This is a genomic window from Streptomyces diversicolor, assembly GCF_057537855.1.
Window position 1 is genome coordinate 378,395 of sequence record NZ_BAAJXA010000001.1, and the last position, 21,367, is coordinate 399,761.

Below are 21,367 nucleotides of genomic sequence, written 5' to 3' on the forward strand. Positions count from 1 at the left end.
GCAATCTGAGGTGCCGGGCTTCAGGGGCGCGGGGAACTGCGCAAAAAAACGCGTACCCCCACGGTCCCGCACTCCCCAACGATGCTGAAGCAATCCGAGGTGCTGGGCTTCAGGGGCGCGGGGAACTGCGCAAAATACCCGCACCCCCACCCACCCGCACCTTCGAACAACACCGCCCCACCCAACCGCCCCCCAGGCCAAAGCGGCGCAGCCCCCGTTACCGTTCAAGCAACATCCGCTGCAACTCCCGAGCAGCCCGCGGCGGCGCCACGTCACTGCGGTGCGCCAACGCAATCGTCCGATGCAACCCCGGCCGAGCCAACGGAGTGACCCGCAGGCCCCGCCCCGACCGGGTAGCGACCATCCGCGGCACGACGGCCACCCCCAGCCCGGCCCGCACAAAACCCAGCACCGCGTCCATCTCACCCCCCTCCACCGCGAAATCCGGCTCGAACCCAGCGGAGCGACACGCGGCGACGGTCAGCTCCCGCAGGTCGTACCCGTGCCGGAACATCACCAGGCGCGCACCCTCAAGGTCGGCGATCCGCACGGGGCGGCGCCCGCCGCGGCCCGGTGCCGGGGCCTCAGGCGAGGAGACCACCACCAGGTCCTCGCGCAGCAGCTCCACCGTGGTCAGCGCCGGCGACGGCGTCGGCAGCGGCAGGACCACCAGCGCCAGATCGAGCGCGCCGCGCGCCAGCTCCCGCACCAGGTCGTGCGAGCCGCCCTCCTCGATCAGCAGCCGGATGCCGGGGTAGCGGTCGTGGAAGGCACGCAGCACGTCCGGGAGCAGCCCGGTGCACAGGCTCGGCGTGGCGCCCAGCCGGACCCGTCCGCCGCGCAGCTGCACCAGTTCCTGCACCTCGTGCCGGGCGGTGTCCGCGTCGGCCAGGATCCGCCGGGCCAGCGGCAGCAGCGCCTCGCCGGCGTCGGTGAGCGTGATGTTGCCGCTGGCCCGCTGGAACAGATCCGCCCCCAGCTCCCGTTCCAGCGCCCTGATCTGCTGGGACAACGAAGGCTGGGCCACATGGACCTGTTCCGCGGCCCGGGTGAAGTGCCGGGTCTCGGCGACCGCGACGAAGTACTGGAGCTGCTGGAACTGCACCCGGCCAGCATAGCCCCGTCATAGCCTGTGCCTATGGAAACGAGCTGGACCATGTCTTGGACCGATGGGGCCGAACGGCCCTAGCGTGCAGGGCATGGCACTGGCAACGCGGACGGACCGACGGCCGTCCATGGCGCGCGCGATGTGGGACAGCTCCGTCGGCAAGAAGACCGTGATGGCGGTCAGCGGCCTGATCATGCTGCTGTACCTGGCCGTCCACATGTTCGGCAATCTGAAGATCTTCTTCGGCCCGGGCGACTTCAACCGCTACGGCCACTGGCTGCGCACCATCGGCGAGCCGTTCATGCACTACGAGTGGACGCTGTGGGTCATCCGCGTCGTCCTGGTCGTCGCCGTCGTCGCGCACGCCGTCTGCGCGTACCAGCTCAGCCGCCGCGACCTCAGGGCCCGCCCGAGCAGGTACGTGCACAAGAAGCCGCGGGCGAGCTACGCGACCCGCACCATGCGCTGGGGCGGGATCATCCTCGCCCTGTTCATCGTCTGGCACGTCCTGGACCTGACCACCGGCACCGTGCACTCCGGCGGCTTCCAGGAGGGCCACCCCTACCAGAACGTCGTCGACACCTTCTCCACCTGGTACGGCAACGTCATCTACATCGTCGCGATGCTCGCGCTCGGCCTGCATGTGCGGCACGGCTTCTGGAGCGCCGCCCAGACCCTCGGCGTCGGCAGCCGCACCCGCGACCGCGCCCTGAAGACCGTCGCCGACGTCCTCGCGCTGCTGCTCACGGCCGGCTTCATCGCCGTACCCGTGGGCGTCATGACCGGAGTGGTGAGCTGACATGACCATCCCCACCGCCTACACGGACTACGCGACCGGCGAGCCGGTCGCCGACGCCAAGGCCCCGACCGGACCGATCGAGGAGCGCTGGGACAAGCGCCGCTTCGGGGCGAAGCTGGTCAACCCCGCCAACCGCCGCAAGCACACGGTCATCGTCGTCGGCACCGGCCTCGCCGGCGGCTCCGCGGGCGCCACACTCGCCGAACAGGGCTACCACGTCGTCCAGTTCTGCTACCAGGACTCCCCGCGCCGCGCCCACTCCATCGCCGCGCAGGGCGGCATCAACGCCGCGAAGAACTACCGCAACGACGGCGACTCGATCCACCGGCTGTTCTACGACACCGTCAAGGGCGGCGACTTCCGCGCCCGCGAGTCCAATGTGCACCGCCTCGCCCAGATCTCCGTGGAGATCATCGACCAGTGCGTGGCCCAGGGCGTGCCGTTCGCGCGCGAGTACGGCGGCCTGCTCGACACCCGCTCCTTCGGCGGCGTCCAGGTCTCCCGCACCTTCTACGCCCGCGGCCAGACGGGCCAGCAACTGCTGCTCGGCGCCTACCAGGCGCTGTCCCGGCAGATCGCCGCCGGGAACGTGGAGATGCATCCGCGCACCGAGATGCTGGACCTGATCGTCATCGACGGGCGGGCCCGCGGCATCGTGGCCCGCGACCTGATCACCGGGAAGATCGACACATACGTCGCCGACGCCGTCGTCCTCGCCAGCGGCGGCTACGGCAACGTCTTCTACCTGTCGACCAACGCCATGAACTCCAACGCCACCGCGATCTGGCGGGCCCATCGCCGCGGCGCCTACTTCGCCAACCCGTGCTTCACCCAGATCCACCCGACGTGCATCCCGCGCACCGGGGACCACCAGTCCAAGCTCACCCTGATGAGCGAGTCGCTGCGCAACGACGGCCGGATCTGGGTGCCGAAGGCCAAGGGCGACACCCGCCCGCCGAACCGGATCCCCGAGGACGAGCGCGACTACTACCTGGAGCGCATCTACCCGTCGTTCGGCAACCTGGTGCCCCGCGACATCGCCTCCCGCGCCGCCAAGAACGTCTGCGACGAGGGCAGGGGAGTGGGCCCCGGCGGGCAGGGCGTGTACCTGGACTTCGCCGAGGCGATCCAGCGGATGGGCCGCAAGGCCGTCGAGGCCAAGTACGGCAACCTCTTCGACATGTACCAGCGGATCACCGACGAGGATCCGTACGAGGTGCCGATGCGCATCTACCCGGCCGTGCACTACACGATGGGCGGCCTGTGGGTCGACTACGACCTGCAGACGACGATCCCCGGCCTGTTCGCCATCGGCGAGGCCAACTTCTCCGACCACGGCGCCAACCGGCTCGGCGCGTCGGCGCTGATGCAGGGGCTCGCGGACGGCTACTTCGTGCTGCCGGCCACCATCAACGACTACCTGGCCCGCCATCCGCACCAGGAGACGGTCACCGCCGAACACCCCGTCGTCCAGGAGGCGTTGGCCGAGACCGAGGACCGCCTCAACCTGCTGCTCGCCGTCGACGGCGACCGCACCCCGGACTCCTTCCACCGCGAACTCGGCGAACTCATGTGGGAGTTCTGCGGCATGGCACGCAGCGACGCCGGACTGCGCAAGGCGCTTGAGCGGATCCCGCAGATCCGCGAGGAGTTCTGGCGGCGCATCAAGGTGCCCGGCACCGGCGAGGAGTTCAACCAGTCGCTGGAGAAGGCCAACCGCATCGTCGACTACCTGGAACTGGCCGAGCTGATGTGCCTCGACGCGCTGCACCGCGACGAGTCCTGCGGCGGCCACTTCCGTGAGGAGTCGCAGACGCCCGACGGCGAGGCGGCCCGCAAGGACGACGCGTTCTCCTACGCCGCCGCCTGGGAGTTCACCGGCACCGGCGAGGCGCCCGTCCTGCACAAGGAAGACCTGGTCTTCGAGTACGTCCACCCCACTCAGCGGAGCTACGCATGAAGCTCACCCTGCGCGTCTGGCGGCAGCGCAACGCCGACGCCGAAGGCGCCATGTCCACCTACGAGGTGGACGGGATCTCCTCCGACATGTCCTTCCTGGAAATGCTCGACACGCTCAACGAGGAACTCATCCTCAAGGGCGAGGACCCGGTCGCCTTCGACCACGACTGCCGCGAGGGCATCTGCGGCGCGTGCAGCCTGGTGATCAACGGAGATGCGCACGGACCCGAGCGCACCACCACCTGCCAACTGCACATGCGGTCCTTCAAGGACGGCGACACGATCGACATCGAACCGTGGCGGGCCTCGGCGTTCCCGGTGATCAAGGACCTGGTGGTGGACCGGTCGGCGTTCGACCGGATCATCCAGGCCGGCGGCTACATCACGGCGCCGACCGGGGCCGCGCCCGAGGCCCATGCGACGCCCGTGCCCAAGCCGGACGCCGACTTCGCGTTCGAGCACGCGGAGTGCATCGGGTGCGGGGCGTGTGTCGCCGCATGCCCCAACGGGGCGGCGATGCTGTTCACCTCCGCCAAGGTCAACCATCTCAACGTGCTGCCGCAGGGGGCGCCCGAGCGGGAGACGCGTGTGCTGGACATGGTGGCGCAGATGGACGCGGAGGGGTTCGGTGGCTGCACGCTCGCCGGGGAGTGTGCCACCGCCTGCCCCAAGGGCATCCCGTTGATGTCGATCACCAGTATGAACAAGGAGTGGTTGCGGGCCGTGCGGAAGGGTTAGCGCGGGGGGTTTGCGCAGTTCCCCGCGCCCCTGTCGGGGTGGCTTGTCGTGTGGTGCGGGTGCGGGTGCGTTGTGGTTTGTCGCGCAGTTCCCCGCGCCCCTATCGGGTGGGCTTTCGTTTCGTTTCGGGTGCGGGTGGTCTGTGGCTGGTCGCGCAGTTCCCCGCGCCCCTGGCGGGGCTCGGGTGCGTTGTGGCTGGTCGGGCAGGGGGGTTTCGGGAGCGTTCGCCTTGGGGCGGACGGGCGGGGTCGGGAGTGGTGCTCACCGGCCCCGTCTCGCTTGTGCGGGGGCGCTGAGCGAGCCGTTCAACAACCTCACACCCGGTTTCTCTGCGCCGGTCACGCGGAGGTCAGGCGGCATCGGAAGAACAGGTGCGGCAGACCGAACGCCACCGGTCCGCCGTCCGCTCCGCCGACCCGGCCCGTGACCAGGAGAGAGCCATGACCGGCGTTTCCACCCTCGACCGCCCCCCACAGCCCGCGGCGCCCACCCGCTACACCGTCACGCTCGCCGCCGACGAGGCCGACGTGCGTGCCGCGCAGCGGCTGCGGCACGAGGTCTTCGCCGGGGAGATGGGCGCCCTGCTGTCCACCCCGCAGCCGGGCCACGACATCGACCCCTTCGACGCGTACTGCGACCACCTGCTCGTGCGCGACACCGTGACCGGGCAGGTCGTCGGCACCTACCGGCTGCTGCCGCCGGAGCGGGCCGCCGTCGCCGGACGACTCTACTCCGAGGGCGAGTTCGATCTGACCGCGCTCGACGGTATCCGGCCGGGCCTGGTCGAGGTCGGCCGCTCCTGTGTGCACCCCGACCACCGCGACGGCACCGTCATCGGGCTGATCTGGGCCGGGATAGCCCGCTACATGGTGGACCGGGGGCACGAGTGGCTGGCCGGCTGCTGCTCCATACCGCTCGCCGACGGCGGCGCCCTCGCCTCCGCCACCTGGCACCGGGTCAGCGCCAAGCACCTGGCCCCCGAGGAGTTCCGGGTACGGCCCCTGCTGCCCTGGGTGCCGAGCGCCGAGGCCCCGGCCGGGCGGACCGAACTGCCGGCGCTGCTGCGCGGCTACCTCCGGCTCGGCGCCTGGGTGTGCGCCGAGCCCGCGCACGACCCGGACTTCGGGGTCGCCGACCTGTACGTGCTGCTGTCGATGCGCCGGGTCAACCCGCGCTATCTGCGGCACTTCCTCTCGCTCGTCCCGGCCTGATGAGCGTCTGGCTGCCCAGCGCGCCCTGCACCCCGGGGGCGTGCGTGGAGCCGACGGGGTCCGCCGCGGCCGTACCGCGCGCCGTGCTGCGGATCACCGGGGTCGCGGTCCTGGTGCTGACCGGGATCGCGCTGTCCCCGCTCGGCGGGAGGATCCCCGCCGGGCTGGTCGGGCGGTGGTGCCGGGCGATCGTGCGGGCCGCAGGGGTCCAGGTCCGCATCACCGGCACCGCCGCGCCCACCGGCGGTCTGCTCCTGGTGGCCAACCACATCTCCTGGCTGGACATCCCGTTGCTGGCCGCCGTGCGCCCGGCGCGCATGCTCGCCAAGACGGAGATCCGCCGGTGGCCCGTGGCCGGGGCCCTGGCGGCCCGGGCGGGCGTCCTGTTCATCGAACGTGACCGGCTGCGCGCCCTGCCCGGCACCGTCGCCCGTATCGCGCAGGCGCTGCGCGGCGGCGCCGCGGTCGTGGCCTTCCCCGAGGGCAGCACCTGGTGCGGGCGGGCCCGGGGCCGCTTCCACCGGGCCGTCTTCCAGGCCGCCCTCGACGCGGACGTACCGGTCCAGCCGGTGCGGCTGCACTACCGGGTCGCGGACGGCCCGGCGAGCACCGCCCCGGCCTTCGTCGGCGAGGACACGCTGCTCGCCTCCATGTGGCGGGTGGCGACATCCCGCGGCCTGGTGGCCGAGGTGGAGGTCCGGCCGGTGATCCCGGCGGGCAGCCATCCCGACCGCCGTTGTCTGGCTCGTGCTGCCGAACCGGCCGCGCATGGACCCGACTGGACGCATGCGGCCCTGGTCACCGGCGCCTCGCGCGTGGAACCGGCGCTCGGCGCCCGCCCGGCCCGCGCGGCCTGAGACCGAAGCCGCAATTCAGCAGGGCGGCCGGCGTCTCGCCGGTCGCCTGCCCCGGTGACCGCTGGTCTACGGATGCGGAGGAACGTCCCTGTCCTGGCCGCCCAGCTCGTCCTTCATCTTCTGCTGCGCCGTGTCGACCTGGGACTGGTACTTGTTGCCGGTCCTCTCATCGGCGTAGTCGCCGGCCTTGTCGATGCCCTTGCTCGCCTGGTCCTCGTGACCTTTGAGCATGCCCTTGAGCTTGTCCATGAGGGACATGGCAACCCTCCTAGCTGATAGAGGCTTCTCTCCCAGATTCACCGGCCCGGACGCGGTTCGCATCTCGGCGGGGCGCGGTTGTACGGATGCAGCAGTGTCCCCTCTGTGCCATTTTGGGACGTAGGTATGCCTGCCGCCGCAGAAAGGCCCGCGAGGATGACTACTCCCGGATTCGGATTCGGACGCAGCCCCTTCGAGGAGTTCGACGAGCTGATGTCCCGCTTCTTCGGCGGGACCGGCCAGGCCGCGCCCGCCCGGCGGGTGCAGCGGGTCGACATCGGCAGCCTGCTGTCGGAACGGGGCCGCGAACTGGTCGCTCAGGCGCGGGACATCGCCGCGGCGGAGGGCAGCGAGGACCTGGACGCCCGGCATCTGCTGGCCGCCGCCACCGAGCACGATTCGACACGGCGACTGATCAGCGAGGCCGGCGCGGACCCCGACGGCATCCGGGAACGGCTCGGCACCGCCGCGGGCAGCGGCGAGAAGAGCGAGCCCGCCACCCTGACCCCGGCGGCCAAACGCGCCCTGCTCGACGCCTACCGGCTCTCGCGCGCCGAGGGCGCCTCGTACATCGGCCCGGAGCATCTGCTGCGGGCGCTCGCCGCGAACCCGGAGTCGGCGGCCGGCCGGGTGCTGGCGGAGGGCGGCTGGGAGCCGACCCGGATGCCCGCGGAGAGCGCCGCCGAGCGGCGCGGGCCCAGCAACACGCCGACCCTGGACGAGTACGGCCGTGACCTCACCGAGGACGCCAGGGCGGGCCGCCTGGACCCGGTGATCGGCCGCGACGACGAGGTCGAGCAGACCATCGAGGTGCTGTCGCGGCGCAGCAAGAACAACCCGGTCCTCATCGGCGACCCCGGCGTCGGCAAGACCGCCATCGTGGAGGGGATCGCCCAGCGCATCGCCGCCGGGGACGTACCCCAGACGCTCAAGGACAAGCGGCTGGTCTCCCTGGACCTGGCCGGCCTGGTGGCCGGGACCAAATACCGTGGCGAGTTCGAGGAACGGCTGAAGAAACTGCTCGCCGAGGTCGGCGAGCACGGCGACGAACTCGTGCTCTTCCTCGACGAGTTGCATACCGTCGTCGGGGCCGGTTCGGGCGGCGAGGGCGCCCTGGACGCGGGCAACATGCTCAAGCCCGCCCTGGCACGGGGGGAGCTGCACCTGATCGGCGCGACCACGGTGGACGAGTACCGCAGGCACATCGAGAAGGACGCCGCCCTTGAGCGCCGCTTCGCGCCGATCCTGGTCGGCGAGCCCACCGTGGACGACACCGTGGAGATCCTGCACGGCCTGCGGGACCGCTACGAGGCCCACCACCAGGTGCGTATCACCGACGAGGCGGTCGTGGCGGCGGCCGAACTGTCCGACCGGTACCTCACCTCCCGGTTCCTGCCCGACAAGGCGATCGACCTGATGGACCAGGCCGCCGCCCGGGTACGGCTGCGCGCGAAGACTCCGCTCGCCGACACCCGGGACGTCGAGGACCGGATCGCCGCGCTCAACCGGGAGAAGGACCAGGCGGTCGCCGACGAGGAGTACGAGCGCGCCAAGGAGCTGCGCGACCGGATCAAGGAGGCCGAGACCCGGCTGGCCGAGGCGGCCAAGGCGCAGGAGCGGACCCCCGAGGTCACCGCCGAGGACATCGCCGCCGTCGTCTCCCGTACCACCGGCATCCCCGTGGCCCAGCTCACCGAGGAGGAGCGGGAGCGGCTGATGCGGCTGGAGGAGCATCTGCACGAGCGGGTCGTCGGCCAGGACGAGGCGATCACCGCCGTCGCCCGCGCCGTCCGGCGGGCCCGCGCGGGCATGAGCGACCCGAACCGGCCCGTGGGCAGCTTTCTGTTCCTCGGCCCGACCGGCGTCGGCAAGACCGAGCTGGCCCGCGCCCTGGCCGCCGCCCTCTTCGGCGACGACACCCGCATGATCCGCCTCGACATGAGCGAGTTCCAGGAGCGGCACACCGTCTCCCGGCTGGTCGGCGCCCCGCCCGGATACGTCGGTCACGAGGAGGCCGGGCAGCTCACCGAGGCGGTGCGCAGACAGCCGTACGCGGTGCTGCTGCTGGACGAGGTGGAGAAGGCGCACCCGGACGTCTTCAACACGCTGCTCCAGCTGCTGGACGACGGCCGGCTGACCGACTCCCAGGGACGCACGGTCGATTTCAAGAACACGGTCGTCATCATGACGTCGAACATCGGCGCCGACCGGATCCTGGCCGCCGGCGTCGAGGACTACACGAAGGTCCGCGAGTCGGTGATGCCGGTCCTGCACCAGCACTTCCGGCCGGAGTTCCTGAACCGCATCGACGAGATCATCGTCTTCCGCGGCCTGGACCGCGCCCAGCTGCGGCAGATCGTCGACCTGCTCCTTGAGCACACCCGGCGCCGGCTGCGCGCGCAGGAGGTCGTCCTTGAGGTCACGGACGAGGCCGCCGCGCTGCTCGCGAGCATCGGCCATCAGCCGGACTTCGGGGCACGCCCGCTGCGCCGCACCATCCAGCGCGAGGTCGACGACCGGCTCGCCGACCTGCTGCTGTCCGGCGGGCTGTCGCCGGGCGACCGGGCCGTGGTGGACGTGGCCGACGGCTCGGTGACGGTCCGCGCCGCCAAGTCGGCGGCCGTGGGCTGACGGCCGCCCGGCGGATCACGCGGGGGCGGTCGCGGGGCGCACGATCCGGGCCAGGCGCCGGTAGGAGTCGAGCAGGGCCGCACGGTCGTAGGTGCTGGTCGTGACCAGGACCTCGTCGGCCCCGGTCTCCTTGAGCACCGTCTCCAGCTCGCTGTCGACCTGGTCCTCGGTGCCGGCGACATGACCGGTCAGGGCGGACTCGTAGGAGCCCCTTTCCCTCGCGGTCATGGCGCGGGCCTCCACGGCCTCGGCCGGGAGCAGCGGCGGGAAGGTGCCGTGCGTGCGGGAGTACGCCATGGACCACGCCTCCGGGACGAGCAGTCGCCGTGCCGCCGCCTCGGAGCCGGCCACCGCGATCGTGCCCGAGATCACCACGTAGGGCCGTGCCGCCCACGGCGAGGGCCGGAAGCCCGTCCGGTACGCGTCGATGCCGCGCAGCATCCGCTCGCGGTCGCGCAGATCGCCGATGACCAGGGGCAGCCCGGCGCGGGCCGCGATGCCCGCGCCCTCGCCCACGGCGAGCACGAACGGCGGCACGCGCAGCCCCTCCGCCGGGCGGGCGTGCACCCCGGTCGGTGAGCCGCCGGTGAACCAGCCGAGCAGTTCGCCGAGTTGCGCCGCGAAGTCCTCGGCGGCGTCCTTGTCGCGCCCGAGGGCCTTGCGGACCCCGTCGGTGAAACCCACGGAGCGGCCGAGGCCCATGTCGATCCGTCCCGGAAACAGCGACTCCAGAACGCCGAACTGCTCCGCAACGACCAGGGGTTGGTGGTTGGGCAGCATCACACCGCCGGTGCCGACCCGGATCGTGCGGGTCGCGGCGGCCACGGCCGCGGCCAGCACCGTCGGCGCGGAGCCGGCGACGCCGGGCACGCCGTGGTGTTCGGAGACCCAGAGGCGGTGGTAGCCGAGGGCTTCCAGCTCCCGGGCCAGCGCGACGGTGTCACGCAGCGCCTCGGCGTGCGGGTGGCCCTCGCGGGTGCGGGAGCGGTCGAGGACGGAGAACCGGGTTCTGTGGATCAGGGGGCTCACATGGGTGTCAACGCGGTGGGGGCCCCGGGATTCCCGGAGGGTGGCTGGCGCCGGCCTTGGCCGTCAGCGGAGGGTGGCTTGGCGTGGTTGTGGCGTGCGGGTTGTGGGTGGTTTTTTGCGCAGTTCCCCGCGCCCCTGGGGCCGTGGTGGCGGATCGGTTGAGCGTCGTCGGGGTGTGCGGGTTGTGGGTGGTTTTTTGCGCAGTTCCCCGCGCCCCTGGGGCCGCGGTGGCGGATTGCTTGAGCGTCGTCGGGGTGTGCGGGTTGTGGGTGGTTGTTCGCGCAGTTCCGCGCGCCCCTTCACTTAAGGTGAGGTGGGTGATGGACAGTGGTGGGCGGCCGGTGGCCGTGTTTGATCTTGACAACACCCTTGCCGACACCGCGCACCGGCAGCGGTTTCTGGAGGGCAGGCCGCGTGACTGGGACGGATTCTTCGCCGCCGCGCCGCAGGACCCGCCGATCGCCGAGGGCGTGGCGCTGGTCAAGGAGAGCGCGGGGGAGTGCGACATCGTCTATCTGACCGGGCGGCCCGAACGCTGCCGACGCGACACGCTCGATTGGCTCGCCGCGCAGGGGCTGCCGGAGGGCCGGCTTCTCATGCGCTCCCGTACCGACCGCAGGCCCGCCCGGTTCACCAAGCTGGAGATGCTGCGCCGGCTGGCCCGCGACCGTGAGGTCCGGGTCATCGTGGACGACGACGAGCTGGTGTGCGACGACGCCGAGCGGGCCGGGTTCACCGTGGTGCGCGCCCGCTGGGCCGACCGGTCCGCGGCGCTGGCGGACGCCCAGGAGCGGGAGGGCCGCACCTGAGCGGGCCGTGGGCGGGCCGACGGCGCGGGCGGGGCCTCAGTCCTCGTCCTCGATGCGGAACCCCACCTTCAGGCCGACCTGGTAGTGCTCGATGCGCCCCTCCTCGATCTGACCCCTGACCTGCGTCACCTCGAACCAGTCCAGGTTGCGCAGCGTCTGTGCGGCGCGGGCGATGCCGTTGCGGATGGCCTGGTCGACGCCTTCGTGCGAGGTGCCGACGATCTCGGTGACCCGGTAGGTGTGGTGGGACATGCGTGCTCCGTACGTTGTCTGCCGGCCCTCGCCGGGCGACGCGTGCCGCGCGGTCGGTGTGGCGCGTGTCACTCCACCGTGCCGTATGCGGCGGCGGGGCGCGAGGCGTCGGGTCCGTACCTCCGGGTAGTACTTGACCCCCGCATTGGTCCATACCAAAATCAGCACACCCGTACGAGCCACCGCTCGTCCCCCCACGTCGGGCCCCTTCCCCCTGTCCGTCAGACAGAACAGGACCCCTCGTGAGACAGGTTCCGGTGCGACGCCGTCTGCTCGCCCTCTGCTGTGCGTCCGCCTTCCTCGCCGTCGGCTGCGGCATGCTGCCGGGCGGCGACGAGCGCCACACGGTCACCGTGTGGCTGATGAAGGGCAGCGCCTCGCAGGACTTCCTCGACCGCTTCAGGAAGGACTTCGAACGCGGCCACCAGGACATCCGCCTCGAATTCCGCGTCCAGGAATGGACCGGAATCGTCGACAAGGTGCACAAGGCGCTCAGGGCGGACTCCGGGACCGGCCCCGACGTCATCGAGGTCGGCAACACCCAGGTCTCGCAGTACGTCGAGGGCGGCCGGCTGACCGACCTGACGCTGGAGTCGATGCGCGACTGGGACAAGCGCCACTGGCTGCCCGGCCTCGCCGAACCCGGCCAGGACGGCTCCCGCCAGTTCGGCATCCCCTGGTACGCCGCCAACCGCGTCGTCATCTACCGCAAGGACCTGTTCGAGCAGGCCGGCATCAGCCGGCCGCCCAGGACCCGCGACGAGTGGCTCACGGACACCGAGAAGCTCAACGCGGGCGGCAACCAGGGCATCTACCTCGCCGGCCAGGACTGGTACACGCTCTCCGGGTTCATCTGGGACGAGGGCGGGGAACTCGCCGAGGAGACGGACGGCCTGTGGCGGGGCACCCTGGACACCCCGGTCGCGCTGCGCGGCATGGACTTCTACCGCCGGCTCCAGGCGCTCGGGGCGGGCCCCGTCGACGCCGACGAGGAACACCCGCCGCAGGCAGGCGTGTTCGCGGACGGCAAGGTGGCGCAGATCGTGGCCGTTCCCGGGCTCACCCAGTCCATCCTCCAGCAGAACCCCGAACTCAAGGGCAAGCTCGGCTACTTCCCCGTGCCCGGCCGGAGCGCCGACCGGCCCGGGTCCGTGTTCACGGGAGGCTCCGACCTGGTCGTGCCGCAGAACACCGACGACCCGGACGGTGCCGTGGCCGTCGTCGCCGCGCTCACCGGCGCCAAGTGGAACACCGAACTGGCCCGCACCATGAACTACGTGCCCAACAAGACGACGCTGGCGGGCGCCGTCGACGGCGCGGAGGGGGTCGCCGCCATGGCGGCCGGTGCCGCACACGGCCGGGCGACCCCCAACACACCGCAGTGGACGGCGGTCGAGGCCGACAACCCGATCAAGGAGTACATGACCCGGGTGCTCGGCGGCGCGGACCCGCAGACCGAGGCCCGCCGCGCCTCCGAACGGATCACCGAGGCGCTCACCCCGGGCCTCGGGTGAGGGCCCCTCACCTTCGTACCGCTCGCCCTCTCACCGTGCTGTGCTCAGCGACAACGCGAAGCGGCCCGCCGCGTCGGTCCACCAGTGGGTCAACCCCAGCCCCGCGGCGGCCAGTTCCGCGGTCACCCCGGCCTCGCGGAACTTCGCCGACACCTCGGTGCGCAGCTCCTCGCCCGCCGCGAAGTCCACGGCGAGGTCCAGCGCGGGGATCTTCACACTCTGGGCCGTGCGGGCACGCAGCCGCATCTCGATCCACTCGTTCTCCGCGTCCCACAGCGCCACATGGTCGAACGCGTCCGGATCGAAGTCGGCGCCCAGCTCGCGGTTGACGACGGCCAGCACGTTCTTGTCGAACGCGGCCGTCACCCCGGCCGCGTCGTCGTACGCCCGGACCAGGGTCCGCTCGTCCTTGACCAGGTCCGTGCCGAGGAGCAGGGCGTCGCCCGGCGACAGCAGCCGCCGCACCGAGGCCAGGAAGGCGGCCCGTTCGGCCGGCAGCAGATTGCCGATCGTGCCGCCGAGGAAGGCCAGCAGCCTCGGGCCGGGCGTCCGCGGCAGGGTCAGCCCGGCCGTGAAGTCCGCGATCAGGGCGTGCACGGCGAGCCCCGGCCGTTCCTCGATGAGGGCCCGGCCTGCCCCGACGAGCGCGCTCTCGCTGACGTCCACCGGGACGTAGACGCGCAGGTCGGTGAGGGCGTCGATCAGATGCCGGGTCTTGTCCGAGGAACCCGAGCCCAGTTCGACCAGGGTGCGGGCCCGGGTCGCGGCGGCGATCTCGTCCGCCCGGGCGAGCAGGATCTCCCGCTCGGCGCGCGTCGGGTAGTACTCGGGCAGTTCGGTGATCCGCTCGAACAGCTCGCTGCCCCGCGCGTCGTAGAACCACTTCGGCGGCAGCGACTTGGGGTCGGCGGTCAGGCCGCGGCGTACGTCGGCGCGCAGCGCCGCGTCCGTGGCGTCCTCCGGGAGGGTGCGGGTGACGTGCAGGGGAGTCACGTGCAAGGCTCCTTAGGTGCGGGTGCCGGGTCCTTGAGCGAGCTGAGCCGGACCTCGGAGCGGTCCGCCCTGAGCAAGGTGCGGTCGGGCACCTCACGCCAGCGCGGATCGTCGTCGTACGGCTCGGAGGCGACGACGGTGCCGCCGCCCGGCCCGGTGCGGTACCAGAGGCTGTCGCCCCAGGCGGTGGCCAGCAGGGCGGCGCCGTCGGTCAGCAGCAGGTTGAGCCGCGAGGCCGGGGCCGCCTCGGCCAGCTCGCGGACCGTGCCGGCCAGCGCCCGGCCGGGGTCCTCGCCCGCGCGCAGCCGGTGCAGCAGCAGCGCCCAGACGAACGCCGAGTCGGTGCGCGCCTCAAGCGACAGCATCTCCACCGGCGGCAGACCGGGGACCAGCGGCGCCGCCGCCGCGGGCCACCCGGCCACGGCGCCGTTGTGGCTGAACAGCCAGCGGTCCCCGGCGAACGGCGCCGCCGCGGCCGCGCCGTCCGCGCCCGGCAGGGTGGCGTCGCGCACCGCGGCGAGCAGCGCGCCGGTGCGCACCACCCGGGCCAGGTCCGCGAAGGACGGATCGGCCCAGATCGGCCCGGGCTGCCGGTAGCGGGCGGGCACCGGGTCGCCCGGCGCGTACCAGCCCACCCCGAAACCGTCGGCGTTGACCGTCCCGGAGCGCTGCCGCCGCGGTGCCCACGACTGCCGGTACAGGCCGTGCGGCGGGTCCACCAGGAGCCGGCCGAGCGATTCCTCAGGACCCACATAGGCCAGATGCCGGCACATCAGACGTCTCCCGAGCGGGCGGTGCGGAACCCGGCGAAGATCTGCCGCCGGATCGGATAGTCCCAGTTGCGGAACGTGCCCCGGCAGGCCACCGGGTCCACAGCGAAGGAACCGCCGCGCAGCACCTTGTAGTCGGACCCGAAGAACACCTGCGAGTACTCCTTGTACGGGAACGCGGTGAAGCCCGGGTAGGGCAGGAAGTCGCTCGCCGTCCACTCCCAGACGTCGCCGATCAGCTGGTGCACGCCCAGCGGCGACGCGCCGGCCGGACAGCTGCCGGCCGGGGCCGGCCGCAGATGGCGCTGGCCCAGGTTGGCGTGCTCGGGCCCCGGGTCGGCGTCGCCCCACGGGTAGCGCGTCGAGCGGCCCTGGACGGGATCGTGCCGGGCGGCCTTCTCCCACTCCGCCTCGGTGGGCAGCCGCCGCCCGGCCCAGCGCGCGTACGCGTCCGCCTCGTACCAGGACACGTGCAGCACCGGCTCGTCGGGCGGGACGACCTCGGTGACACCGAAGTGCCGGCGCAGCCACTGCCCGCCGTCGCGGTGCCAGAACAGCGGCGCCACGATGCCGTGCCGGCGGATGTGCTCCCAGCCCGCCGGTGCCCACCAGCGTTCGTCGGTGTAGCCGCCGTCCTCGATGAACGCCTGGTACGCGGCGTTCGTCACCGCGGCCGTGTCGATGTGGAACGGCGCCACCTCGCGCCGGTGCGCGGGCCGTTCGTTGTCCAGCGCCCATGGTTCGGTGGAGGTGCCCATGGTGAACGGGCCTCCGGGGACCAGGACTTCGGCCGGTCCGTCGAACGGCGGCGCCGGGGCGGGGTCGGGCGCGGTCAGGGCCGGCGCTCCAGTGCGGAGCTGATGGGTGATCAGCATGGTCTCGTCGTGCTGCTGTTCGTGCTGCGCGATCATCCCGAAGGCGAAGCCCGCCTCGGTCAGCCGGCTCCCGTGGAACGGGGTGCTCTCCAGCAGGTCGAGGGCGTGGCCGCGCACCTCGGCCGCGTACCGGCGGGCCTCGTCGGGCGGCAGCAGCGGCAGCGTGGGACGTTCGGCGCGCGGGTGCTCGAAGGCGTCGTAGAGGCTGTCTATCTCCGGGCGCATCGCCTCCCGCCCGCCGACCGCCCGCAGCAGCCACAGCTCCTCCTGGTTGCCGATGTGGGCGAGGTCCCACACCAGCGGGGACATCAGCGGCGAGTGCTGTGCGACGAGGTCGGGCTCCTCGACACAGTCGGTCAGCAGGGTGGTGCGGGTCCGGGCCCGGGTGAGCGAGGCCAGCGCGCGGTCGCGGACGGCCTCGCCGTCCATCTCGGGGGCGGTCATGCGGGGAAGTCCTTCCCATGGGCGGGGTGCGCCCGCATCGGGCGGAGCCGGGTCCGGCCGTCCGGGGCGCGCAGTGCGTCGAGCAGGTCGTCGGCGGGGCAGCGGCCCCGGCGGACATAGCGGTCGTGGTACGCCGCGACGGCGTCCACGACCTCGGTGGTGGCGCCGAGCCGGGGCAGGGCCTCAAGGGCCGCCGTGAAACAGGCGACCGCCGCCTCGTGCAGCTCGGGGTCGCCGAGGCCGGAGCGTGCCGCGTCCAGCCACACCGGGTTGTGCGGCGCGGGCAGCGCGAGCGAGCGTTCGGCCAGGGGCTTCACGGCCCGGTAGGCGGTCTCGGCGGCCTGCGGGTCGTCGAAGAGCGCGGCCGTCACGGCGAGCGGCACGATCCAGCCGTCCTCGCCCGGCTGCGCGTCGATCATGCGCAGCTCCAGGTGGCCGCGCGGTCTGACCGGCGGGAACAGGGTCGTCAGATGGTAGTCCAGGTCCTCACGGGTGGGCGCCCGGGGCGTGCGGGAGCGGGTCCAGTCGCGGAAGCTGAGCCCGTCGGGGACCGTCCACGGGCCGCCGTCGCGGCGCACGCACATCACCGGCGCGTCCAGGACGTGCCGGGCCCAGGCGGCGCGCGGGTCGCCGCCCGGCGGGGGCGCGCCGGCCCGGCCCGGCCCGATCTCCATCCACAGCAGTTGCCGCGTGGAGAGCCAGCCGGTGGGCCGCCGCCCGGTCAGCGGCGAGTTGGCGAACGCGGCCACCAGGACCGGACCGAGCTGGTGCGCGAGCCACCAGCGCCGCCCGTGGCCGAGCGGTCCGGGCTCCTCGTGCCCGGCGTCCAGGCACACCTGGACGGAGGCCGAGGCGCACATCATGTGCCGGCCGGCCGGACCCGTACGGTCCAGGCATGCCTCCATCGCGTCGTAACGGGGTTCGCGCAGGAACCGGCGCGGCGGGTGCCAGGGGTCGTGGCCGAGGCCGACCAGGTGGAGGCCGTCGCGGCGCAGGGTCGCGCGGACGGCGTCGAGATCGGCGGAGACGGTGCCGATGCACTCCATCAGTGAGGCGGCGGGCGGCGAACTCAGCTCCAGCTGGCCGCCGGGCTCGACGGTGAGCGCCGACCTCAGGGGCACGGACCGCAGTGCGGCGTAGGCCGCTTCGAGTCGTTCGGGTGTCACGGGGAGCTGCGGTGTGCGCAGCTCATGGACGAGCCATTCCACTTCCACGCCGAGGGCGCGCGGCGGGCCCGTCTTGAAACAGATGCCGCGGACGAGCGCTTCGACCTCGGCCTCGGTGAGGGCGGTACGGTGGGCCGTACAGTCGCTCGCCGAAGCGGTAGATGCATCCGACATGTCGGGATCCTCCTGAGATTCCACCATGCCACCGGCCCGGATTCCGGTGGGGCCGGGCGGGCACTCGTCCCACCCAAGACCCTGGGAGCGAATCGCACAAGGGTGCGCAACCGGACGTTCCGGATCGGTCACCTCCGTTTCCGTGGGCGTTTCCAGCACGTTCCCGGGCCCGGGGGAAACCCCGTTGCACCGCAGCACCAGCATCGCCCACGATGCGTACGTGAGCACGGCGGGGGAGAGCGCACGGCGCGCGCTCAGGACGCCCACGGGGGTGGCGGCGTGAGCGCGCGCCCGCGTGCCGCGGCCCGGCCGTCCGCCGCGCCGGTCGCCGTCCTGAACGCCGCCCCGGCCGTCCCCGAGGCTCCCGACTTCGTTCGAGCGGTGGATACCCCCATCCGGGTGGCGAACACCGGCGCGCAGGCCCGGAAGGAGCCCTGTGCCGAGCCTGCGCAACCGTGTCCGCCGCGGCCCCCGGAACGCGGCGCCGGACGCCGGGGTGGCGCCTTCGCGAACACCACGTGTGCGCATGCCCGTGCGCGGCGGCGTCGGGCGCCTGAGCAGCGCCCCGAAGGGGCGCGGGGAACTGCGCGACCAGCCACGACGCAGCCGCAGCCGACCGACGGCGGGAGCCCCAAGGGGGACGCGGGGCTGTATCGACGTGCGGTCCAGCGCCGTGCGGGCGTGCGGGGTGTGTCAGTGCCAGCCGTAGCGTTCCCGCAGTCGGTGCACCACCAGGTCGAACCGCATCCGGTCCAGGGCGCACGCCTCCCGGCGCATGCCCTTCTCGTGCAGCCGCAGCACCCGGTCCACGTCCACCCAGGAGTCCCGCCCCGAGCGGTCCCACGGCCCGCTGCCGATCGCCACCCACTCCCGGTCGCCGTCGTGCCGCTTGCTCGACAGCTGCACCGCCAGCAGGGTGCCGGCCGCCTCGCGGGCCACGACCAGCACCGGCCGGTCCTTGCCGCGACCGTCGTTCTCCTCGAACGGCACCCAGGTCCACACGATCTCCCCGGGGTCCGGGTCGCCGTCGTGTGCGGGCGCGTACTCGGTGCGCACCCGGCCCACCTGGCGGGGATCGGCCTCGGTGGTGGCGGAGGGGCCGTAGCGGCCCGGGACGTCTTCATCGGTAAAGGCAGTCACGGGGAAACCCTAGAGTGTGCCCCCGGAGGACCCGCGTGGGGCCGGATCAGGTCCGCTCCGCGGTGAGCTGCTGGGTCCGGTTCCCGTCGAGCTGCCGGGGCCGGTGACCAGGAACCCCGTGTCAGGGCAGTTCGTCGGCGACGGCCGCGCGGCGGGGGGAGTCGGTTCTGGGCCAGGGGCGGTGGGTGAGGCGTTCGATGTCCGCGTTGAACCGGCGCAGGTCCGCGATGAAGCGCCGCCGGTGTTCGGGTGTCCACTCGGCGACGACCCGGGCGAGCCCGTCGGTCATGACCGCGCGCTGTACGGCCAGACGCCGCAGCCCCTCCTCGGTGATCCGGTACTTGCGGGCCATCCCGCCGGCCGGGTCGGGCGTCCGCTCCACCAGCCCCTGCCGCAGCAGGGCGGAGGTCTGCCGGGTGAACGTCGACGCGGCGAGCCCGAAGGCCCCGACGAAGTCCGGCACGGACATCGGGCCCTGTGCCTCCAGCCTGCTGAGCAGTACGTACGCGCTGCGATCCAGCTCGTCGCCGCCGCGCACACCGCGGGGCGAGGGCATGTCCCGGTGGCGCGTCAGTATCAGCAGCTCCCGCTCGATGCGTTCCCCTGCCTCTCGGGCGTCCACGCCGATTCCTCCGTCCCCCGCGGCCGTCGGCTCACCCTACGGTGAGAACACGCCATGCGAGAAGAAGTGCATCATGCACACTTGATGCATGATGCACGATGACAGTAGCGTCCCGTGCGTGACCGCATGCGCGTCTGCGCGCCACACCCCCCGCCCTGAATCTCCCACCCCCCCCCACGAGGAGAACCGGATGCGCCCCGACGACCAGGTCCTTCGTCTGCCCCTGCCCACCGACAGCCCCCTGGAGCCCCCCGCCGTATGGGAGCGGCTGCGCCGGCAGTGCCCGGTGGCCACCGTCGAACTCCCCAGCGGGGACCGGGCGGCCTATCTGACCCGCTACGACCACGTCAAGTCACTCCTGACCGACGCCCGCTTCACCCGGCCCAAGGCCGGGGACGGCGCCGCCCGCATCGCCCCCGAGGGCGTGGGCGGCCCCGCGGCCGACGGCGACGGGGCGCTGACCCTGCCGGACCGCGGCGAGCCCCATCAGCGGTGGCGGCGCCAGGTCGGCAAGTACTTCACCGCCAAGCGCATGACGGCACTGCGCCCCGGGATGGTGCGCACCGCCGAACACCTCGTCGACGACATGATCCGGCGCGGCCGGCCCGGTGATCTGAAGGCCGGTCTCGGCTTCCCGCTGCCCGTCTACGTCATCTGCGACATCCTCGGCGTGCCCGCCGAGGACCGCGACCGCTTCTCCCACTGGTCCGACGCCTTCCTGAACGTCACCCGCTTCTCCGGCGAGCACACCAGGGCGGCGCACGACGACTTCATCGCGTACATGTCGGCCCACATCGAGGCGACCCGGGCGCGGCCCGGCGACGACCTGCTCAGCATGCTGATCAAGGAGAGCGGGACGGACGGTCAGGGGCTGACCGACCAGGAACTCATCGCCACCGGCATGGGCCTGCTGGTCGCGGGCCACGAGACCACCGCGAACATGATCGGCAAGATGGTCTCCATGCTGCTCGCCGACCGCAGCCGGTGGGAGCGGCTGCTGGCCGACCCCTCCCTGGTGCGCACCGCGGTGGAGGAGTCGCTGCGGTTCGACGCCAACCTCGGCTTCGGCATGCGGCGGCACCTCACCGAGGACATCGAGATCGACGGGGAGCTGCTGCCGAGCGGCACCACCGTCGTGTGCAGCATGCCCGCGGCCAACCGGGACGAGCGGGCCTTCGCCGACGCCGACCGGATGGACCTCACCCGGTCCCCGAACCCGCATCTGACCTTCGGCGCCGGGCCGCACTCCTGCCTGGGGCAGGCCCTGGCCCGCACGGAGCTCCAGGTCGCCCTGGAGGTCCTGCTGCGCAGGCTGCCCACCCTGCGGCTGGCGGTGCCCGCCGAGGAACTGCCGCGCGTCCAGGGGCTCCTGGTGGGCGGACTGAGCGCGGTGCCGGTGGACTGGTGACCGGACCGCACCCGAAGGAAGGGGACAACCCGTGAAGGTCAGCGTGGATCAAGACCGTTGCTGCGGTGCGGGACAGTGCGTGCTGACCGCGCCCGAGGTGTTCGACCAGGGCGACGAGGACGGCGTCGTCGTCCTGCTCGACGCGCGGCCCACGCCGGAGTGGCACGCGTCCGTGCGCGAGGCGGCGGCCGTCTGCCCGGCGGGCGCCATCACGGTGACCGACGACCCGGACACCTGAGCCGGCCGGAGTACGCGGCCTGGCGGCCCCGGCCGGTCCGACGGGACGGGCCCCGGCCGCCCCCGAACCACACGCGGCCCCAACCCGCCCCACCGGCAAAGGAGTTCGCACGGGCCTGGCGTTCGCCCCGCACGGAGCCGCCACGTCCGAGGTTCGCCATGGCCCCGGACGGCTCACCCCTGCTCGCCGAGCCGGACACCGCTCGCTCCCCGATGATCACTGGCGGCGACAGCCTCCCGCGCACACCGACGCACCAGCCGGGCCGCTGGACACCGCGGGCGCGCGAGACCCGACCGGGCCCGCTGCCCCACCGCGACAACGAAACGGCGCCCGCCGGTGGTTCGAGTGGTCACGGGCCGACGCCGGACCGGC

20 protein-coding genes are annotated in these 21,367 nt (G+C 72.6%); 10 read left to right on the forward strand and 10 right to left on the reverse strand.

Annotation, left to right across the window (positions count from 1 at the left end):
* Positions 1-217: 217 nt before the first annotated feature.
* Complete coding sequence (locus tag AC27LF_RS01540) at positions 218-1,105, reverse strand: LysR family transcriptional regulator (RefSeq protein ID WP_479664442.1); 888 nt, start codon at positions 1,103-1,105, stop codon at positions 218-220.
* A 130-nt stretch (positions 1,106-1,235) separates the two neighbouring features.
* On the opposite strand from AC27LF_RS01540, the gene AC27LF_RS01545 reads away from it, so the two are divergent.
* The 5 genes from AC27LF_RS01545 (at position 1,236) to AC27LF_RS01565 (ending at position 6,672) form a co-directional block, all read left to right on the forward strand.
* Complete coding sequence (locus AC27LF_RS01545) at positions 1,236-1,907, forward strand: succinate dehydrogenase (protein WP_479660280.1); 672 nt, start codon at positions 1,236-1,238, stop codon at positions 1,905-1,907.
* A gap of 1 nt (position 1,908) precedes the next feature.
* Positions 1,909-3,867 (forward strand): fumarate reductase/succinate dehydrogenase flavoprotein subunit, encoded by a 1,959-nt coding sequence (locus tag AC27LF_RS01550; RefSeq protein ID WP_479660210.1) that lies wholly within the window; start codon positions 1,909-1,911, stop codon positions 3,865-3,867.
* Entirely contained in the window at positions 3,864-4,604 is a 741-nt protein-coding gene (locus AC27LF_RS01555; RefSeq protein WP_351739529.1) for a succinate dehydrogenase/fumarate reductase iron-sulfur subunit, read from the forward strand. Before AC27LF_RS01550 ends, AC27LF_RS01555 begins: the two co-directional genes overlap by 4 nt.
* Positions 4,605-5,044: 440 nt before the next feature.
* Entirely contained in the window at positions 5,045-5,815 is a 771-nt protein-coding gene (locus tag AC27LF_RS01560; RefSeq protein WP_479660211.1) for a GNAT family N-acetyltransferase, read from the forward strand.
* Positions 5,815-6,672, forward strand: a complete 858-nt coding sequence (locus tag AC27LF_RS01565; protein WP_479660212.1) for a lysophospholipid acyltransferase family protein — start codon at positions 5,815-5,817, stop codon at positions 6,670-6,672. Before AC27LF_RS01560 ends, AC27LF_RS01565 begins: the two co-directional genes overlap by 1 nt.
* 66 nt (positions 6,673-6,738) lie before the next feature.
* Here the strand turns inward: AC27LF_RS01565 and AC27LF_RS01570 are convergent, their stop codons facing one another.
* Entirely contained in the window at positions 6,739-6,930 is a 192-nt protein-coding gene (locus AC27LF_RS01570) for an antitoxin (RefSeq protein ID WP_404030879.1), read from the reverse strand.
* A gap of 156 nt (positions 6,931-7,086) precedes the next feature.
* Between AC27LF_RS01570 and AC27LF_RS01575 the strand changes: the two genes are divergently transcribed.
* A complete protein-coding gene (locus tag AC27LF_RS01575; RefSeq protein WP_479660213.1) occupies positions 7,087-9,561 on the forward strand; it encodes an ATP-dependent Clp protease ATP-binding subunit in 2,475 nt (824 codons plus the stop codon).
* Positions 9,562-9,576: 15 nt separating this feature from the next.
* Here AC27LF_RS01575 and AC27LF_RS01580 read toward each other — a convergent pair whose 3' ends face one another.
* The gene (locus AC27LF_RS01580; protein ID WP_479660214.1) at positions 9,577-10,590 is read right to left on the reverse strand and encodes an LLM class flavin-dependent oxidoreductase; all 1,014 of its coding nucleotides are present in this window, start codon (positions 10,588-10,590) and stop codon (positions 9,577-9,579) included.
* 320 nt (positions 10,591-10,910) lie between these two features.
* On the opposite strand from AC27LF_RS01580, the gene AC27LF_RS01585 reads away from it, so the two are divergent.
* Positions 10,911-11,399: a phosphatase domain-containing protein gene (locus tag AC27LF_RS01585; RefSeq protein WP_479660215.1), complete on the forward strand. Its 489-nt coding sequence runs from the start codon at positions 10,911-10,913 to the stop codon at positions 11,397-11,399.
* 36 nt (positions 11,400-11,435) lie between these two features.
* Here AC27LF_RS01585 and AC27LF_RS01590 read toward each other — a convergent pair whose 3' ends face one another.
* Entirely contained in the window at positions 11,436-11,651 is a 216-nt protein-coding gene (locus AC27LF_RS01590) for a dodecin (protein WP_479660216.1), read from the reverse strand.
* 257 nt (positions 11,652-11,908) lie between these two features.
* On the opposite strand from AC27LF_RS01590, the gene AC27LF_RS01595 reads away from it, so the two are divergent.
* Entirely contained in the window at positions 11,909-13,165 is a 1,257-nt protein-coding gene (locus AC27LF_RS01595) for an extracellular solute-binding protein (protein ID WP_479660281.1), read from the forward strand.
* Between the two features lie 30 nt (positions 13,166-13,195).
* On the opposite strand, the gene egtD is transcribed toward AC27LF_RS01595, so the two are convergent.
* The 6 genes from egtD to AC27LF_RS01625 form a co-directional block, all read right to left on the reverse strand.
* Positions 13,196-14,158: an L-histidine N(alpha)-methyltransferase gene (gene egtD, locus AC27LF_RS01600; protein WP_479660217.1), complete on the reverse strand. Its 963-nt coding sequence runs from the start codon at positions 14,156-14,158 to the stop codon at positions 13,196-13,198.
* The gene (gene egtC / locus AC27LF_RS01605) at positions 14,155-14,931 is read right to left on the reverse strand and encodes an ergothioneine biosynthesis protein EgtC (RefSeq protein ID WP_479660218.1); all 777 of its coding nucleotides are present in this window, start codon (positions 14,929-14,931) and stop codon (positions 14,155-14,157) included. The genes egtD and egtC overlap by 4 nt, the downstream gene beginning before the upstream one ends.
* Positions 14,931-16,247 (reverse strand): ergothioneine biosynthesis protein EgtB, encoded by a 1,317-nt coding sequence (egtB, locus tag AC27LF_RS01610; protein WP_479660219.1) that lies wholly within the window; start codon positions 16,245-16,247, stop codon positions 14,931-14,933. The genes egtC and egtB overlap by 1 nt, the downstream gene beginning before the upstream one ends.
* Positions 16,244-17,587: an ergothioneine biosynthesis glutamate--cysteine ligase EgtA gene (gene egtA, locus AC27LF_RS01615; RefSeq protein ID WP_479660220.1), complete on the reverse strand. Its 1,344-nt coding sequence runs from the start codon at positions 17,585-17,587 to the stop codon at positions 16,244-16,246. Before egtA ends, egtB begins: the two co-directional genes overlap by 4 nt.
* 693 nt (positions 17,588-18,280) lie before the next feature.
* Positions 18,281-18,727, reverse strand: coding sequence for a type II toxin-antitoxin system PemK/MazF family toxin (locus AC27LF_RS01620; protein ID WP_479660221.1), 447 nt, complete (start codon positions 18,725-18,727; stop codon positions 18,281-18,283).
* Positions 18,728-18,848: 121 nt separating this feature from the next.
* Positions 18,849-19,349 carry a MarR family winged helix-turn-helix transcriptional regulator gene (locus AC27LF_RS01625; protein ID WP_479660222.1) on the reverse strand — a complete coding sequence of 167 codons (501 nt, stop codon included), beginning with the start codon at positions 19,347-19,349 and terminating at the stop codon, positions 18,849-18,851.
* A gap of 190 nt (positions 19,350-19,539) precedes the next feature.
* Between AC27LF_RS01625 and AC27LF_RS01630 the strand changes: the two genes are divergently transcribed.
* Positions 19,540-20,757, forward strand: coding sequence for a cytochrome P450 (locus tag AC27LF_RS01630; protein WP_479660223.1), 1,218 nt, complete (start codon positions 19,540-19,542; stop codon positions 20,755-20,757).
* A 31-nt stretch (positions 20,758-20,788) separates the two neighbouring features.
* Positions 20,789-20,995, forward strand: coding sequence for a ferredoxin (locus AC27LF_RS01635; protein WP_479660224.1), 207 nt, complete (start codon positions 20,789-20,791; stop codon positions 20,993-20,995).
* Positions 20,996-21,367 lie beyond the last annotated feature (372 nt).